Source organism: Rummeliibacillus sp. NPDC094406 (assembly GCF_044763875.1).
In the GTDB taxonomy this organism is placed as follows: Bacteria; Bacillota; Bacilli; order Bacillales_A; family Planococcaceae; genus Rummeliibacillus.
This window is the reverse complement of the sequence record NZ_JBIWGZ010000001.1, coordinates 556,182-573,911: the sequence shown is the minus strand read 5'-3', so window position 1 is coordinate 573,911 and position 17,730 is coordinate 556,182. Positions and strand designations below refer to the sequence as shown.

The 17,730-nt window shown below is 33.6% G+C and carries 16 protein-coding genes; 15 read left to right on the top strand and 1 reads right to left on the bottom strand.

Translation table 11 applies throughout. The features are described 5' to 3' along the window. Positions 1 to 91 precede the first annotated feature (91 nt). From ACIQ4I_RS02745 to speB, 9 genes are all read left to right on the top strand, one after another. Positions 92 to 1,306, top strand: a complete 1,215-nt coding sequence (locus ACIQ4I_RS02745) for an MFS transporter (RefSeq protein WP_403092575.1) — start codon at positions 92 to 94, stop codon at positions 1,304 to 1,306. Positions 1,307 to 1,712: 406 nt separating this feature from the next. After that, positions 1,713 to 3,302, top strand: a complete 1,590-nt coding sequence (locus ACIQ4I_RS02740; protein WP_403092573.1) for an ABC transporter substrate-binding protein — start codon at positions 1,713 to 1,715, stop codon at positions 3,300 to 3,302. 603 nt (positions 3,303 to 3,905) lie between these two features. Continuing rightward, entirely contained in the window at positions 3,906 to 5,195 is a 1,290-nt protein-coding gene (locus tag ACIQ4I_RS02735) for an ammonium transporter (protein ID WP_403092571.1), read from the top strand. Between the two features lie 49 nt (positions 5,196 to 5,244). Beyond that, a complete protein-coding gene (locus ACIQ4I_RS02730) occupies positions 5,245 to 6,219 on the top strand; it encodes a DUF294 nucleotidyltransferase-like domain-containing protein (protein WP_403092569.1) in 975 nt (324 codons plus the stop codon). 2 nt (positions 6,220 to 6,221) lie between these two features. Then, complete coding sequence (locus ACIQ4I_RS02725) at positions 6,222 to 6,944, top strand: exonuclease domain-containing protein (protein ID WP_403092567.1); 723 nt, start codon at positions 6,222 to 6,224, stop codon at positions 6,942 to 6,944. 320 nt (positions 6,945 to 7,264) lie between these two features. Continuing rightward, the gene (locus tag ACIQ4I_RS02720) at positions 7,265 to 7,510 is read left to right on the top strand and encodes a hypothetical protein (protein WP_403092565.1); all 246 of its coding nucleotides are present in this window, start codon (positions 7,265 to 7,267) and stop codon (positions 7,508 to 7,510) included. 885 nt (positions 7,511 to 8,395) lie between these two features. Next, positions 8,396 to 8,578 (top strand): hypothetical protein, encoded by a 183-nt coding sequence (locus tag ACIQ4I_RS02715; RefSeq protein ID WP_403092563.1) that lies wholly within the window; start codon positions 8,396 to 8,398, stop codon positions 8,576 to 8,578. Between the two features lie 2 nt (positions 8,579 to 8,580). Continuing rightward, on the top strand, positions 8,581 to 10,068 hold the full coding sequence (locus tag ACIQ4I_RS02710) for an aminotransferase class I/II-fold pyridoxal phosphate-dependent enzyme (protein WP_403092561.1): 1,488 nt from the start codon (positions 8,581 to 8,583) through the stop codon (positions 10,066 to 10,068). A 59-nt stretch (positions 10,069 to 10,127) separates the two neighbouring features. Beyond that, a complete protein-coding gene (gene speB / locus ACIQ4I_RS02705; RefSeq protein WP_403092559.1) occupies positions 10,128 to 10,988 on the top strand; it encodes an agmatinase in 861 nt (286 codons plus the stop codon). 138 nt (positions 10,989 to 11,126) lie between these two features. Here the strand turns inward: speB and ACIQ4I_RS02700 are convergent, their stop codons facing one another. Next, positions 11,127 to 11,687 (bottom strand): AAA family ATPase, encoded by a 561-nt coding sequence (locus ACIQ4I_RS02700; RefSeq protein WP_403092557.1) that lies wholly within the window; start codon positions 11,685 to 11,687, stop codon positions 11,127 to 11,129. Positions 11,688 to 12,194: 507 nt separating this feature from the next. On the opposite strand from ACIQ4I_RS02700, the gene ACIQ4I_RS02695 reads away from it, so the two are divergent. From ACIQ4I_RS02695 to ACIQ4I_RS02670, 6 genes are all read left to right on the top strand, one after another. Continuing rightward, the gene (locus ACIQ4I_RS02695) at positions 12,195 to 13,502 is read left to right on the top strand and encodes an aspartate aminotransferase family protein (RefSeq protein ID WP_403092555.1); all 1,308 of its coding nucleotides are present in this window, start codon (positions 12,195 to 12,197) and stop codon (positions 13,500 to 13,502) included. Positions 13,503 to 13,515: 13 nt separating this feature from the next. Next, positions 13,516 to 14,316, top strand: coding sequence for a transporter substrate-binding domain-containing protein (locus tag ACIQ4I_RS02690; protein ID WP_403092553.1), 801 nt, complete (start codon positions 13,516 to 13,518; stop codon positions 14,314 to 14,316). A gap of 129 nt (positions 14,317 to 14,445) precedes the next feature. Next, entirely contained in the window at positions 14,446 to 14,952 is a 507-nt protein-coding gene (locus ACIQ4I_RS02685; RefSeq protein WP_403092552.1) for a GNAT family N-acetyltransferase, read from the top strand. Positions 14,953 to 15,329: 377 nt separating this feature from the next. Next, positions 15,330 to 16,130, top strand: a complete 801-nt coding sequence (locus ACIQ4I_RS02680) for a transporter substrate-binding domain-containing protein (RefSeq protein WP_403092550.1) — start codon at positions 15,330 to 15,332, stop codon at positions 16,128 to 16,130. A 22-nt stretch (positions 16,131 to 16,152) separates the two neighbouring features. Then, positions 16,153 to 16,815, top strand: coding sequence for an amino acid ABC transporter permease (locus tag ACIQ4I_RS02675; RefSeq protein ID WP_403092548.1), 663 nt, complete (start codon positions 16,153 to 16,155; stop codon positions 16,813 to 16,815). Next, positions 16,808 to 17,530, top strand: a complete 723-nt coding sequence (locus ACIQ4I_RS02670; RefSeq protein WP_403092546.1) for an amino acid ABC transporter ATP-binding protein — start codon at positions 16,808 to 16,810, stop codon at positions 17,528 to 17,530. Before ACIQ4I_RS02675 ends, ACIQ4I_RS02670 begins: the two co-directional genes overlap by 8 nt. The last annotated feature ends 200 nt before the right edge of the window (positions 17,531 to 17,730 follow it).

Genomic DNA, 17,730 nt, shown 5'->3' with positions numbered 1-17,730 from the left:
TAGTCTAAATATTTGATTTACGATACAATAATACCATTATTAAACTAGAAAGGAACTGGAAGCAGTTCCTTTCTTTTTTGGAGGTGGGGATATGTGGAGAAGTCGGAATGTTTGGATAATACTTTCAGGTGAATTGATTGCTGGACTAGGTTTATGGGCTGGAATCATTGGCAATCTAGAGTTTATGCAAGAAGGTGTTCCATCAGACTTTATGAAATCACTTATTCTAGCTAGTGGATTACTAGCGGGGATATTAGTGGGGCCATATGCTGGAAGGATAATAGATCAATCAAAGAAAAAAACCGTATTAATCATATCTGGAGCGGGGCGAGTGATTAGTGTGGTATTTATGTTTATTGCATTGGCAACAGATTCGATATCCTGGATGATTGTATTTCTAGTTACAATGCAAATTTCAGCAGCCTTTTATTTTCCAGCATTACAAGCCGCTCTTCCCTTAATTGTTGAAGAGAAAGATTTGTTGCAACTTAATGGCTGGGATATGAATATTTCAACAATTGCACGAGTGGCAGGTACTGCACTCGCAGGTTTAGTATTAGTGTATGCACCAATTAGTGCACTATATGGTATGTCGATGATTGCCTATATAATTCTGTTGTTGCTTACATTTATGCTTAAAATACCTGAGACGAAGGATGATCTTAAACAGAACTCAGTGGAAGAGCATAAGGATCAAGGGAGTTTTAAAGAAGTCTTTCCAATGTTGAAACGGGATGTAGGTATAAAATATACGTTGATTTTATCTTATATACCCGTGTTATTCATAGGTTCTTTTAATCTACTAGTAATTAGTATTAGTGAAATACAAGATTCATCTTCGATAAAAGGCCTTATTTATACAGTCGAAGGAATTTCCTTTATGCTAGGTTCCGTTGCGATAAAATATATTGGTTCTAAATGGAAAACGAATAGTATATTATTTTTCTCCTTATTTGTAATAGGAGCTGCAGAATTATTGTTACACTTCGCTCATATTCCAGCTATGTCGCTTATTACATTTGGGTTATTTGGATTTTCGGTAGGATGTTTCTTCCCGACAGTAATGACCATTTTCCAAAAACAAGTACCTAAAGAATATCATGGCCGTTTCTTTTCATTCCGTAATATGTTAGATCGTACTTCATTCCAAATCGTACTTCTTTCAACAGGTGCGCTTTTAGATTTGATAGGACTCGAAAATATGGTTCTATTTTTTGGAACATTAAGTATTTGCATAACTTTATATTATTTATTGCAAATGAAAAAGAATAATATTCATATAGAAACGGCACAAAAAGCAGCCTAGTTAACAGAGATCATGCGTCATCAAATGCTGATCAAATTCCATTCCAGTCGCTTTATAGATGCGAGGGAAATCCATTCTATTCTTAGGTAATCTAGTTGATTGTAGTGCAGGCGGCGACTCTTAGGGGGAAATGCTTGTACAGCTTGTGACCCTGCAGGAGCGTAAGCGCGACGAAGCGGCTTTAGGTATGCCCCCTGGAAAGCGACCGCTGGAACGAAAATCAACGGCATAGAAGAAAACAACCAGTTAGAAAACGACGAATCGTTTTCTAACTGGCTAAGTTTATTACTAGAAACTTTTTTAGTAGTCTCATTTAGTAAACAGCTACTTTTTCATCTATCATTTCATTATATTTTCATATATAATGAATTCTGAATATTCAGTATATGTTTAAAGGGGGATTTTTATGAGGAAATGGTTAGTCTATAGTTTAATGGCAATTATTCTAGTGGTATTAAGCGCTTGTGGAAAGGATTCTACAAATAATAGTGGGGAATCAAATAACGACGGAGAAAAACAAAGCTCACTTGTATATGGACGAGGTACTGATTCGGTTTCTCTAGATCCAATCACTATAACGGATGGGGAATCATTTAAAGTAGCAAGAAATATTTACGAAACACTTGTACAGTTTGGAGAAAAAGATACATCAATTAAACCGAGCTTGGCTAAAGAATGGAAAATTTCAAAGGATCAATTAACGTATACTTTTATACTACAAGAGGGAGTTAAGTTCCAGGATGGTACGGATTTTAACGCAGAAGCGGTAGTGAAAAACTTTGAAAGATGGATGAATGGTACAGTTGATCAATTTCCGTATTACGGAGATATGTTTGGTGGTTTTAAAGGAGAAAAAAACCATATGATCGATTCTGTAAAGGCAGTAGATGACACTACTTTCGAATTAAAATTGAAAAAACCTTCTGCAGCATTATTAAATAATCTTGCGATGACTGCATTTTCAATCGCTAGCCCTACTGCCATTGAAAAAGAGGGCGACAAATATGGAGAAAATCCTGTTGGTACAGGACCTTTCAAATTTGTTAGTTGGAAACGGAACAATACAATAGAACTTGAAAAGAATCCAAATTATTGGCAAAAAGGCTATCCGAAAGTTTCGAAGTTGATTTATCGTACGTTGCCTGATAACTCAGCAAGATTAAATAGTTTAGTGACAGGTGAAATTGACATTGCTGATGGATTAAGCCCTAGTGATCATACACGAATTGAACAAGATCAAAATCTGCAATTATTAAAAAGACCATCATTTAATGTAGGTTATTTAGGAATGACAATGACACAAAAGCCACTTGATGACAAAAAAGTGCGAGAAGCAGTAAGCATGGCCATAGATCGCCAAGCTATTGTGAATAGTTTCTTTGAGGGATTCGCTACTGAAGCAAAAAATCCATTACAGCCGACAGCGCTAGGCTATAACGAAAATACAGAACCGTATACTTTTGATGTTGAAAAAGCAAAATCTTTATTGAAAGAATCTTCGTATGATGGAAAAGTAGTTGAATTATGGGCAATGCCTGTTCCGCGTCCATACATGCCGGATGGTCAAAAAGTTGCAGAGGCAATTCAAAAGAATTTAGAAATGATTGGGATGAAAACAAAAATTGTTACTTATGAATGGGCTACGTATTTAGAAAAAACACGTAAAGGTGAAGCGCAATTATTCTTACTAGGTGGAACGAGTGATAATGGAGATCCTGATAATTTGTTATCCTTATTCTTCTATAAATCAGGTTCATTAAACAATTCGCAATTACATGATGAAAAAATACAAAAATGGTTAGCAGAAGCCCGTTCCACAACTGATCATGCAAAACGAGAAGTAATTTATGCAGATATACAAAATCGTTTACGCGAAATTATCCCTGTACTACCTTTAGTTCATTCAACACCGATTGTTGGGGCTAGAAGTAATGTAAAGAATTATCAACCACACCCTACAGAAGCAGATGATTTAAAAGATGTAACTGTAAAATAAAGGATCATTTTGAAGGTATGAAAAAACGCTTGTAATATGTTAGTCAAAAAGAATAATACAAGAAAAGCAATGCAAATTTGGTGATTTGCATTGCTTTTTCATTTTTTGAATGGATAGGTTTTTGAAATTTCAATTTGATAACTACTGTTTAGTAAATAAGGAAAGAATTTCAGTCCACGCTTTTTAAATGGCTTCCGCTGATTATTTAACTTTGAATATAGCGAATTCTCCACCAGATAGTTTACTTTCACAAATTGAATCATCAATTGGATAATTGTTTGAAATAACGATGCAAGTATCATATCGACAGTTTTTTGTGAAATTATTTTAGGGTTATTCGCGAATTCCAATTATTATTGCTTATTGGAAAACAAAACAAGAATATAACTGAAGGGAAAGTTATATTCTTATAACTTATATAACAGATGAAAGCCTTTTATCAAAAACGAATGTAACAAAACCTTACATAGAATTTATAAATTTCTGAAAATTATATTGACTAATCATTTTCTGTGTGTAAAATATAAATAAATAATAATTCATGTTATAAAATCTAACATGTGTTATTAAATAAGGTGACATAAAGAAAAGGGGATGGTATTCATGGATGCAACATATCTGATGAATAGCTTGTGGACGATGGTCAGCGGAGTTTTAGTTATTTTAATGATTGGTGGATTTATTTTATTAGAAGCTGGTTCCACAAGAATGAAAAATGCTGGTCACGTAGCTGGTAAAACAATTTTCACTTTTGGGTTAGCATCATTAGTATTTTGGGCATTAGGCTATGGCTTGATTTTTGGAGGGAATGCAAATTTCTTTGTAGGGATGACAGACTTTTTCTACTCAGGAAATCAGGTGAAAGATGCTGGTCTAGCGACAGCAGTATTCTTTTTTTTTCAATTAGCGTTTGCAGCAATTTCAATTACAATTGCTCTCGGTGGTTTTGCGGAACGTGCGAAATTTTCAGCCTATGTAGTTTTTACAATTCTATTTGGTATTCTAGTTTATCCCGTTATCGCTCACTGGATTTGGGGTGGGGGGTGGTTAGCGGAACATGGTAAACAAGATTTCGCCGGTTCTACAGTCGTACACTTAACAGGTGCGATGGCTGCGCTTGCCGCAACGATTCTTTTAAAACCTCGTATTGGTAAATTTAATAAAGACGGTTCAGCAAATAATATTGCAGGACACAACCAAGTTTACACTGCATTGGCCGTATTAATTCTTTGGGTAGGCTGGTTTGGATTTAACGCCGGTAGTACAGTTTCTGTTGATAAAGCTTTCTTCGGTTTCGTTGCTCTTAATACAAATTTAGCTGCTGGAGCTGGTGCAGTAGCAGCAACATTAATTTCATGGGTTGTACTAGGAAAACCCGATATTCCAACGATTTTAAATGGTGCGCTTGCTGGATTAGTAGCGATCACAGCCTCTTGTGCATTTGTAGATGTTTGGGCTTCTGTTGTTATTGGGTTCATCGCAGGTATCTTAACCTTCTACAGCGCTCGTTTCTTAGAAAAGAGCAAAGTAGACGATCCAATCTTCGCAGTATCTGTACATGGTATCCCTGGGATTTGGGGTACATTATCTACAGGCTTATTCGCAACAAAAGAATTAGCTACTGTAGGTAAACCTGGATTATTTTATGGTGGTGGTCTTCACCAATTAGGAGTTCAATTTATGGGTGTAGCTGTAGCAGGGATTTACGCATTTGTTGTTTCGTACGCAATTCTTTGGGTAATGAAGAAAATGATGGGAGGAATTCGTGTCAGCGAAGAAGAAGAAATTATGGGGTTAGATATTAGCGAACATGGTAGCTATGGTTATCCAGAACAAATGGCACAAGAAAAAGCTGAAACTGTCATTGCTAGTAAAACTCAAATTAGTTCATAAGTAAAAAGCCTAAAAAATACAGGCTTTTTACGAAAAGGAAGTGTTTCTGTTGAACGCTGGGGTGTTAACGTATGAAACGATTAAGGATTGGAAAGATCAAACTATTTTTCAATTCAAAGATGATTTAAAAGGGTTAAATTCATTTCATGATCAAGTAATGAGAAAGGTAATGCAGGTGGCAATTATTAAGTTAAACAAAGGGGTACCACCTTGTAACTTTTCGTGGTTTGTGACAGGGAGTGGAGGAAGATTAGAGCAAGGTTTTATCAGTGATCAAGATCACGGTATCATTTATAAAGAAGACACTGAAGAAAGTAGTAGCTATTTTAAAGCTCTTGGGGAGGAGCTTTCGGATGGTCTTGCAATAGTTGGCTATCCTTATTGTAAAGGGAATATTATGAGTTCAAATCCGCTGTGGTGCAAATCAATTGATGCATGGAGAAAACAACTTCTTACTTGGATGGAATCTGAAAGTTGGGAAGCAATTCGTTATTTGCAGATATTTTTTGATGCTCGAGTTTTAGAAGGAAAAGTAAATTATATCAGACGATTGAAATCAGTTATTTATGAATACCAACGAACGAATCCGAATCTCCTAAAGCGATTTACGGCTAATATTATGCATGTAAAAAATGTAATCGGGCCATTTGGTCAACTTTTAGTAGAAAGATACGGTATATATCAAGGTTATTTAGATATAAAATATTCTGCATTTGTACCGTATGTTAATGCTACAAGAGTATTAGCGATCAAAGAAGGTGTATATGAAACTTCCACACTTGCCCGTATGTATCGTTTGATTGAAAAAGAAGAATATGCAGAACTTCTAAGAAATTGCGAAAGAGATTTTGATCAACTATTAAAATATCGACTATCTCTGAATAAAGTAGATTGTTACAGTGACACGCATTTTTTTAAAATAGCAAGGCTTGGGAGGAAGGAAAAAAAGGAAATTAAGCAAATTGTTAAAAATGGCATAAGACTACATGATGAAATAATCGAGCTCATTGAAAAAGGGTGTTAAATATGGCTTTTGAACCATTTCAACAATTACTAAGATCCATACAAGGAAGAAGTAATACAGGGGGATTAGGAGAAGTTCAAAATGCACAACAAATTGCTTTTTTGCGAGGACTCCAAAAAGAAATGCAGTTAGAAGAAGCATTAACTATTCCGTTATCTAAACTAAATGTGGTTATATTTGATATTGAAACGACAGGCTTTTTTCCAGAAAAGGGAGATGAAATCCTGTCAATTGGTGCAATTAAAATGAGTGGTTCTTCAATTCATAGGGAAGAAATATACTATTCGCTTATGCATGTTGAAAAGGAAATTCCTCAGGGTATAGTACAACTAACAGGTATTCAAAATGAAGAAATAAAGAACGCTCCAGCAGCATCTGATGTGCTTATTGAATTTATGCGGTTTGTTAAAGAATCATCACTAGTTGCTCATCATGCAAATCATGAAAGGCGTTTTATGCAGTATGCAATTAATCGTTTGTTTAGAATGCCATTTAAACATCGCATCATCGATACAACCTTTCTATTTAAAATCGTTGAGCGGAATCTTGATATTGTGAAACTTGAGGATTTTTGTACCCATAATGACATTCCAATCGTCAATCGCCATAATGCATTAGGAGATGCAATCCTAACTGCAGAACTTTGGAGTCTCTATATTGAAAGAGCAAAGAATATTGGGTGTGATACGTTGCAAGATGTATATGATCGATTTTCGAGATTATAAACTCATTTACTAAAATAGAATAGTTAATAATTAATCTGTAGTATAATTTGAAGCTATCTGCTAAAAGATGCGGTTTTTTACGTAAAATAATCATTAAAAGTGTATCGATTTTCATTTGAATACATTACAAAGTTACATCAGGAACAATTGACTGTAATGAAGCATAGATTAAGAAACACGACACATATCAAAAATAAATTCCAATCGTAAAGTGTTTGTAATGCTTATTAGTGTAATAAAAATTCTGTTTTATGCTATAATGTTATTACTATTTAAATGAATTTAAATAGTAAATGGAAGAAAGGGAAGTGATGTGTATGATGACAATTAACATCTATAAGGAGAATATGCATTATGTTGTAGAGTATGTTTCTAAAATGGGAGAAGGTGTAGTCCTGCATACTAAGGATTCGCTTTATGAGAGTATTTATAAACTCGGTCGACGTATCCATATAAATAATGTTCACTTTCGTATCCCACAAGATTTAAGCCTGCCATTGTTATCCTTCTTATCAATTGAATATCCAGGAGAGCTTTATGAACACAAGATTACAATTACCGATTAAACCGTATCATCTCAATCAAATAATCAACTTACTTTTATTACAATAAGGCAGATGGTCTAACTCGATAATGTTAGATCATCTGTTTTTCTTTTGTTTTTTGGCTCTGTTATTTGATATTGTTAATTTTTTTAATGAATCTACTCGGTAAACTGTAAAATAAAGTAGATGTAGCATATAGCATCTTTGAACCTAATAATTCTTAGAAGCCAGGAAACTTCCAGCAAATGTACGACCTTTATCATATTGAATATACAAATGAAGTTAGGAATAGATTAATGCAAAATTGTGATGTAAAAAAATATTTAAGTTTTAAGGAAAAATCATATTGTTATATAACAATATGATTTTTTTCTTTATCTGTATTAAATTTAATGCTTTAAAATCCAAATATATGGAAGTTTCACCTAATAAGCATATATCGGTCAAATTTCATTCAATACCCGATAATTAAGCTAATTTTAAAAGTAAAATATAAATACATTTATATAAGAAGAAGTTAATTCGTTCATTTTTTAAGACAAACTCGAAATGGTGTAATACAGAAAAATTTTTAATTTTCTAACGTTTCTAAAGTTAAATTAATGTTGAGTAGAAATTAAAAAAATTTATAAAAACGAATTGACAGTTTTAAAGAAATCAATTAATATTAGCCTCAGCATAAATAAAGTTGCTCTTATTAATAACCGTTGAGACTAGGGGTCTAGGATACGGTGGCAAACCAGTCTGGAAAAAACAGATGTTGGGGCTAAACCTGAGCGCAAAATGTACAATGTTTTGTGAACGATAAGAGGATAAGCAGTTGATATTAATCGAAGCTTTCCTTCTAATGGTTGGAGAGCTTTTTTGCATGCTAAAAATGTTATTTTTTAGTAGGAGATGATTTTATTGACTGATAAAATTTTATTTACAACGGGTTCCGTGTCGCAAGGACATCGGGATAAAATGACAGATCAAATTTCAGATATACAACATGATATTGATAAAATCGAGCTAGAATCTCTAATGGAAATTTGTTCTACAGATGACCGCTTCGATATCAATGGAAATTTTATTGAGGTGGGTGATTAATAATGAATAGCTTACAAGAACAAACAAAGATAAGAGAATTAGCCCTTACACAAGAGCGTATGCCATTATTTGAAACATTAGTGAACTATGCAAAAAAGAAAACAACACCATTTGATGTACCAGGTCATAAAATGGGCGCACAATCAAGTCCATTGAAAAATGTACTTGGTGAAATGACCATGAAGATGGATGTTAACTCCATGAAAGAATTGGATCTCCTAAGTCACCCAGAGTCTGTTATCAAAGAAGCACAACAACTTGCAGCGAATGCATTTGGGGCTGATCATGCCTATTTTTTAGTGAACGGTACCACTTCTGGTATATTAGCCATGATTTTAGCAACATGTAAACCAGATGATGTATTAATCGTTCCTCGAAATTGCCATAAATCGGTGATGAATGGACTTATCTTGAGTGGTGCAAAACCTGTATTTATTGAACCAGAAGTAGATGTTCATTTTGGTATTTCTCATGGTATTTCAGTAAAAAACGTAGAAAAAACGTTATCAGCATATCCAGAAGCAAAAGCAATCTTAGTTACATATCCAACATACTTTGGATCAATGAATGACTTAAGAACCATCTGTAAGCTGGCACATGATCGTGATGTTACTGTTATAGTAGACAGCGCACATGGCGCACATCTACCATTTATGCCAGGGCAAATTGATCCTCTCACAGCTGGTGCTGACATAGTTACAATGAGTATGCATAAAACGGGTGGGTCGCTTACACAGAGTTCGATATTACTCTTAAATGAAGGTCGTATCTCCGCTAAAAAGATGCAAAAAACACTGAATTTGTTACAAACAACGAGTGCCAATTATTTGTTGATGAGCTCTTTAGATGTAGCAAGACATGAGCTTGCGTTATATGGATATGAGGGCTATAAAGCGTTAAAACCAATCGTAGAAAAAGCAATACATGAAATTGAACAAAACACATGTTTTGAGGTATTGAAAAACAATTATTTAAAAAACAAATGTTCTCAATCATATGATTGGACGAAACTTGTGATTCGTGTGAATGATTGTGGTTTAACAGGCTTTGAAGTTTATACACTTTTAAAAGAAAAATACCAAATTCAAATGGAATTAGCAGAAGGCTATGTAGTGATGGCAGTTATTACTACTGCTGATGACGAGAATTCATTAGGAAAATTAGTGTATGCTCTTTGTGAAATTGAAAAACATTATGGCAATAAAAAACCGATTTATTCAACAAATGTAACATCTAAACATGTAAATAAGTTAATGATTACACCAAGAGATGCGCATTATGCTGAGCATGAATTAGTGCCAATTGATATGGCTAAAGGGAAAATCAGTGCAGACTTATTGATGATTTATCCTCCAGGTATACCACTTGTTATTCCGGGAGAACTAGTTTCAGAAGAAGTAATTCAACAATATCACTATTATTCTCGAACTTTCGGTAATGTTCTTACTGAATCTGATTTAAAAGATCATATCACCGTTGTTAAAGAATAAAACTTAAGTGAATTTAGTTAAATAATATAAAGATAAGACAGCTAAAGGAGAAACTCACAATGCAAAATAAACCATTAAATGTATCAACATTCATCGGATGCGACAACAACTATGAAGAATCAGATGTTGTACTATTTGGTATTCCGTTTGATGGAACTACAAGTTTTAGACCAGGTACACGCTTTGCTATGCAAGCGATTCGCCCTGATTCTTATGGATTAGAATCTTATTCTCCATACCTTGATCGCGATTTAGAAGATATTGCAATCTTTGATGGTGGTGATCTTGAATTACCACTTGGTAATACACAAAAAACAATGGATGAGATTTTAGATTATACTCGTTCAATAGTACAGGATAATAAAAAGTTTGTAATGGTTGGTGGAGAGCACTTAGTAAGCTTGCCAACAATCCAAGCAGCTTTTGAGAAATATCCTGATTTACATGTGATTCATATTGATGCACATACAGATTTACGTGAAGACTATATGGGAGAAAAGCTATCTCATGCAGCTGTTATTCGTCGTTGCCATGAATTCTTAGGAGATGGAAGAATTTTTCAATTTGGAATTCGTTCAGGTTTAAAAGAAGAATTTGAATGGTCAAAAGAGCATACGTATATGGAACGTTTTTCAATCGATACACTTAGCGAAGTTGTAAATGATTTAAAGGACCTTCCTGTATATGTAACAATTGATTTGGATGTATTAGATCCAGGTACTTTCCCAGGCACAGGAACACCAGAACCAGGCGGTATTACGTATAAAGAATTGTTAAATGGAATGCAACAATTATCAAAATTAAACAATATTGTTGCAGCAGATGTCGTTGAGCTATCACCGCAGTATGATCCTTCTGGTGCATCAACAGCAGTGGCATGTAAAACAATTCGTGAAATGTTATTAACTGTTGGTAAATAGTTTTCTATTCTGTAGGTAGCTTATAGGCAGATAAATTAGAGCTTAGGTTTAAATGTCATATTAAATAACAGAATATTTAATAGTAAATTTAGCAAAATAAAAAACACTTGGTCATTCCAGGTGTTTTTTATTATTGCTCTATAAATGAAAACTTTCTTTAACTATTTTTGCTACATCTTCGGCACTTAGGTTTGTATTGTTAATCTTGATATAGTTTTGGAAATTGATTTCACCTTCTAATGAATTCAATCTATGTTTCTCCATTGTGCTTTTTAAATCATTCTCAGACCATTCAATATCTCTTTTTTTAGGTTTGTGTTCAAGTCGATTTGGAGTCTTATTTCGCTCAAGCCTAGCTTCTAAGTCAGCCTCTAATTCTACATAGTAAACAGTCCCACCTCTAGACTCAAAAAGCTTGGAGAGTTGTTTAACATAATCCCAATCGGACTTCAGATTGAACATCCAGACATAAGTGAAAATCATTCCATACAAATTACTTTTTGAAACCTCTTCAAATATCTCCTGCCGAAACAAATTCACTAATCTTTTTCCTTCTTTTGTACTGTAATCAAAAAAGTGACTAACCAAGTCAATCGTCATATGGTTGTGAAAAAGTTTCATATCCGTTATTTTAGCTAACTCCTGTCCAACTGTCATTTTACCAACCGCTTGTGGTCCAAAAATATGTACAAATTTCATAGACTCCCTCCTAAACAACTTATTTTCACCTCAATTTTGAAATCCTCATAAAAATTTTTACATAAATATACAAGTTATCCTAAAAAAAGAATAATTAAGTTTAAAGTTTTACGATGAACTCATCTTGATTAGAATTTTTTCTATTATTTATATTTATTCATTTATTTATCATTAAATGAACATTCTTAAATGGCATTTCTATTAGAAGATTGTATAAGGAACAGAAGATGGTGACTGCTAATAAATGCATTCGCATTTCCTTCGTTCCATTGCCCTAAGGGAAAGCGAGGAAAGTAAGCACGATATTTATATGCAAATGGATTTATGGAATTGATTCACAAAAGTTAAATATAGGAAATGTACGAATTTATATGTATTTAAAATAAAAAAACAGATATATTTTTTTAATAATTTTATATAAAAAACTATTTCATAAATTTATATTTATGATATTATATTTATAAATATAAATTAATATATATTCAGAAAATTATTGGAGGAATACTATTGGAAAGTTGGATCGATTTATATGACAATATGGGGAACTTTTTAGCACCGAGTATGGCAAAAGATCACCCCAACCTACCTGTAGTTAAAGAAGAAGGTTGCTATTATTACGGGGCAGACGGTAAAAAATATCTAGACTTTACATCAGGCATCGCCGTTGCTAACACGGGACATCGTCATCCAAAAATCGTGCAAAGCATTAAGGATGCTGCAGATCAATTAATACATGGACCATCTGGTGTTATCATGTATGAATCGATTTTAGAACTCTCCAAACAACTTGGTGAAATACTACCAGGAGATTTAGATTGTTTCTTCTATGGAAATAGTGGTACAGAAGCGATTGAAGGAGCATTAAAGCTTGCAAAATTTACTACAGAACGTCCATACGTGATTTCTTTTACAGGTTGTTTCCATGGACGCTCAATGGGGGCACTTGGTGTAACAACATCTAAAAGCAAGTATCGTAAATTTATGCAACCATCACATTTGTCTTACCAAATTCCGTATGCAAATGTGAAAGAAGCACCTGTTGGAGTTGATCCTGTCAAATATGTTGTAGACAAGCTTGAACATGATTTTGATCTATTATTCAAACATCAAGTAACACCTGAAGAAGTAGCAGCCGTTATTGTTGAACCAGTACTTGGTGAAGGTGGCTATGTTATTCCACCAAAAGAATGGCTACATAAAATTCGTGAAGTATGTGATCGTCATGGGATGCTACTAATCTTCGATGAAGTTCAAACGGGATTTGGACGAACTGGTGAATGGTTTGCAGCTCAAACATTTGACGTAACGCCTGATATTATGGCAATAGCCAAAGGAATTGCATCAGGGTTACCATTAAGTGCAACAGTCGCTAGTCACAATTTAATGGAGAAATGGCCAATTGGTTCTCATGGTACAACATTTGGTGGAAATCCAATTGCTTGTTCAGTTGCATTAACGACACTTGAAATTTTCAAAGAAGAAAATCTCATTGAAAATTCAAAAGTAGTAGGTGCATACGCTGTTGAGCAACTAAAAACAATTCAAACTAAATACGATTGTATCGGGGAAGTTCGTGCAACAGGTTTGATGATTGGTATCGATGTTATTGAACCAAAAACAGGACATGGTGATGGCGATGCACTTAAACGAATTTTAGATCTAGCGCTTGAAGAAGGTGTTTTGTTCTATCTTTGTGGAAACGAAGGTGAAGTAATCCGGATGATTCCACCTCTAACAATTACTAAAGAACAAATTGATGACGGGATAAACATGCTAGATCAAGCATTACAAAAATATACGAATGAATTGAAATAAAGGAGTTTTTAATATGAAAATCAAAAAAAAATGGTTATTTTTAGCAACAGCAGTTTTGGCACTATCACTTGCAGGTTGTGGAACAAAAGATACGAATAAATCAGCTGATAATGGTTCTAGTGATGCTAAAGAGAAAAAAGTCTTAGTAATGGGTACAGCAGCAGATTATGCACCTTTTGAATATATCGATGCCAAAGTTTCTGATGATATTATCGGTTTTGATATTGATCTTGCAAAAGCTGCTACAGAAAAAATGGGTTATCAACTACAAGTGAAAGATATGGAATTCAATAGTTTAATCCCAGCACTTCAAGCAGGAAAAGTAGACTTCGTTTTAGCAGGTATGACACCAAATAAGAAACGTGATGAAGTAGTAGATTTCACTAAATCTTACTATGATACAAAAGAATATATGTTAACTAAAAAAGATAGTGGCATTAAATCTGATGCTGACCTAGCTGGTAAAAAAGTCGGCGTACAAACTTCATCTATCCAAGAAGATTTAGGGAAATCTCTAGCCAAAAAAATTAAGGGTATGCAACTTGATAGTCGTGACCGTATTCCTGAGTTAGTACAAGAAGTTAAATTAGGTCGTATCGATGCATTAATTACTGAAGATATTGTTGCAGAAAACTACTTAAAACAAAATAAAGACCTATCATACTATGTAATTCAAAACCAAGAAGACCAATCAAAAGCAGCAGCATTCCCAGAAGGAAGTAAATTGACTGCAGAATTCGATAAAGCCTTAGATGAACTTAATAAAGAAGGCAAAGTTGATGAATTAAAAGCTAAATGGTTTAAAGTGAAATAATTTAAAAATCACATTGCTTCAAAAGCATAAGAGCTTCTTTTCTTAATGTAAGTAAAACATTGGGAAATGAGGCTTTTTTATGCGTTGCTGTTATTATGGTATTAAACAATTTATTGGGGTGATTTAAAAATGATGATATTAAAAACGAAAAATTTATATTTAAGAGAATATCAAAATGAAGATTTACCATCGCTTCATGTAATTTTTTCAGATGCTGAAACGATGAAATATTATCCTGCACCATTTAGTATTGAAAAAACTCGAAAATGGATTGAAACAAATCAAAATAGATATATACAAGATGGATACGGGTTGTGGTCTGTATGCTTGAAAGATACAAATGAAGTAATAGGCGATTGTGGCATTACAAAACAACAAGTAGATGGAAAATTTGAGGCTGAAATTGGATATCACATAAACAAAAAATATTGGGGAAAGGGATATGCTACTGAAGCAGCTACAAGTTGTAAAGAATTTGGCTTTAATCAATTAGGTTTAAATAAATTAATCTGTATCATTGATCCTCAAAATAAGCAGTCAATACGAGTAGCAGAAAAGATAGGCTTTCTATTTGAAAAAGAGGCTTTCGTTTTTAACAAGTTACATAACATTTATTCAATTACAAAAGACCAATAATTGTTTTGAATTGGAGAGTATACGAAGAATGAATTTATTGATAATTGAAAGAAAATAGGAAATATTCCTAATATAAATATTGCCCGAGGAATAAGGAAAAGCGACAAATATCTTGAGTTTATATAATTTTTTTCGACAATATTTTTATTTTTCTATTGAAAATGAACTTTTTAATCATAAATCTAAAAAAAATGCGCACTCTTACTTAAAAAGGACTTTAGTTTTTTTATATTTATGTTATTATATTCATAAATATAAATTTATATATATTCATTATTTGAAGGATACCCGTATTATTATGCATTATTTTTATAACTCTCAAATAAAAGAATATATAGATAAATAACAAAACAATTAACAGAATGGAGCATTTCAACATGAAAAAGAAATGGTTATTTGCAGCAGCAGCGGTATTATCATTGTCATTAGCAGGATGTGGTTCAAATTCAACCAAAACTGCAACTGATAAAAACACAGATCAAAACACAGATCAAAACAAAAAAGTATTAGTAATGGGTACATCAGCAGATTTTGCTCCATTTGAATATATTGATCCAACAAAATCAAATGAAATTATCGGTTTTGATGTCGATCTAGCTAAAGCAGTAACACAAAAAATGGGTTATCAATTAAAAGTTCAAGACATGGAATTCAATAGTTTGATTCCAGCTGTACAAGCCAACAAAATCGACTTTTCTATGGCTGGTATTACCCCAAATAAAAAGCGCGCAGAAGTTGTTGATTTTACCGATTCATACTACGATACACATGATTATCTAATCACAAAGAAAGACTTTAATTTCAAAAAACTTGACGATTTAAAAGGTAAAAAAATTGGTGCTCAAGTTTCTTCAATTGAAGAAGATACTGCAAAGGCTATCTCCGGAAAAGTGAGCGGTGTAAGCGTTGAGACACGTGACCGAGTACCTGAACTTATTCAAGAGGTTAAACTCGGAAGACTAGATGCAATTGTTCTTGAAGATATTGTTGCAGAAAACTACGTAAAACAAAACAAAGATTTGAAATACTCAAAAATCGAAGGCGTTGAAAACCAAAAGAAAGCAGCTGCATTCCCAAAAGGAAGCAAATTGGTTAAAGAATATAATAAAGCTGTAAAAGAGTTAAAAGATTCCGGAGAAATCGATAAAATGAAAGCAAAATGGTTCAAAGTAAAATAATTTAGGGAAAGAGGTTATTTAGATGAATTTGGATTTCACACCAATTATACCTTCGATCCCTTATATCCTTAAAGGGATCGGAGTTACATTAGAAATTGCTGCAATTGCGTGTGTACTCGGTTTCATCCTGGGAGTATTACTTTCGCTAGTCAAATTAAGTGGCATTAAGCCACTTAAATGGCTAGCCGATTTTTATACTTCTGTATTCCGTGGTACACCACTTGTATTACAATTAATCATCATTTATATGGGGATTCCACAAATGTTCCCAGAAATCAAAATTGACCCTATGCCAGCTGCAATTCTAGCATTCTCTTTAAATTCAGCAGCATATATCTCTGAAATTATTCGCGGTGGTATTATGGCAGTTGATAAAGGGCAAAGTGAAGCGGCACAAGCTCTTGGTGTCTCTTATTCTAGTATGATGAAAGATATTATCTTACCACAAGCGCTAAAAAATATTATACCTGCGTTAATAAATGAGTTTGTTTCATTAACAAAAGAAACAGCAATCGTCACAGTAATTGGTGCACTTGATGTTATGCGTCGTGCGTATGTTGTTGGTGGTGCGACTTTCCACTACATTGAACCTTTACTTATTGCTGGTGTAATCTATTATATTATTGTATTAGTTCTATCAAATGCAGGTAAATTGGTTGAGAAAAGGATGAGAATAAGTGATTAATGTTCAAGATTTGCACAAATCGTTTGGTAAAAATGACGTTCTTAAAGGCATTTCAACAACGATTCAAGATGGCGAGGTTATTGCAATCATTGGTCCTTCTGGTTCTGGTAAATCAACATTCTTACGTTGCATTAACTTACTAGAATCTCCGACAAGTGGTAAAATCCTCATCAATAATCAAGACGTAACCGAGAAAAAAACGAACTTGATGAAAGTACGCGAAAAAGTTGGAATGGTATTTCAACATTTTCATCTATTCCCGCACAAAACGGTAATGGAAAACTTAATCTATGCACCAATGAAAGTAAGCAAATTATCCAAAGCTGACGCTGTAAAACGTGGTGAGGAATTGCTTAAACAAGTTGGTCTTTTTGAAAAGAAAGACGAATATCCAAATCGTCTATCTGGTGGTCAAAAACAACGTGTTGCTATTGCGAGAGCATTGGCTATGCAACCTGATATTATGTTATTTGATGAACCAACGTCAGCTCTTGACCCAGAAATGGTAAAAGAGGTGCTAGAAGTTATGAAATCTTTAACAAAAACAGGTATGACCATGTTAATCGTAACTCATGAAATGGGCTTTGCTCGTGAAGTGGCGGATCGTGTATTCTTCTTAGATGGTGGCCATTTAATCGAAGATGCAGCACCACAAGAATTCTTTAATAATCCTTCTACACAACGCGCGAAAGATTTTTTAGAAAAAGTTCTATAATAATTGTAGTAATGGAAATTAAATATTAGAGGCACCTAATAATCCTTTGTGATTAAAGGTGTCTTTTTATTTACGAGCACTTTGGTTAAAATAGCCTAGGAAATAAAAAATTCTATTTGCAAAAATAGAACCTTTACGCAACAATAGTATTAAGATTTTTTGCAAATACGGAAAGATAGTTAAGGAGTAATAAAAGTGAT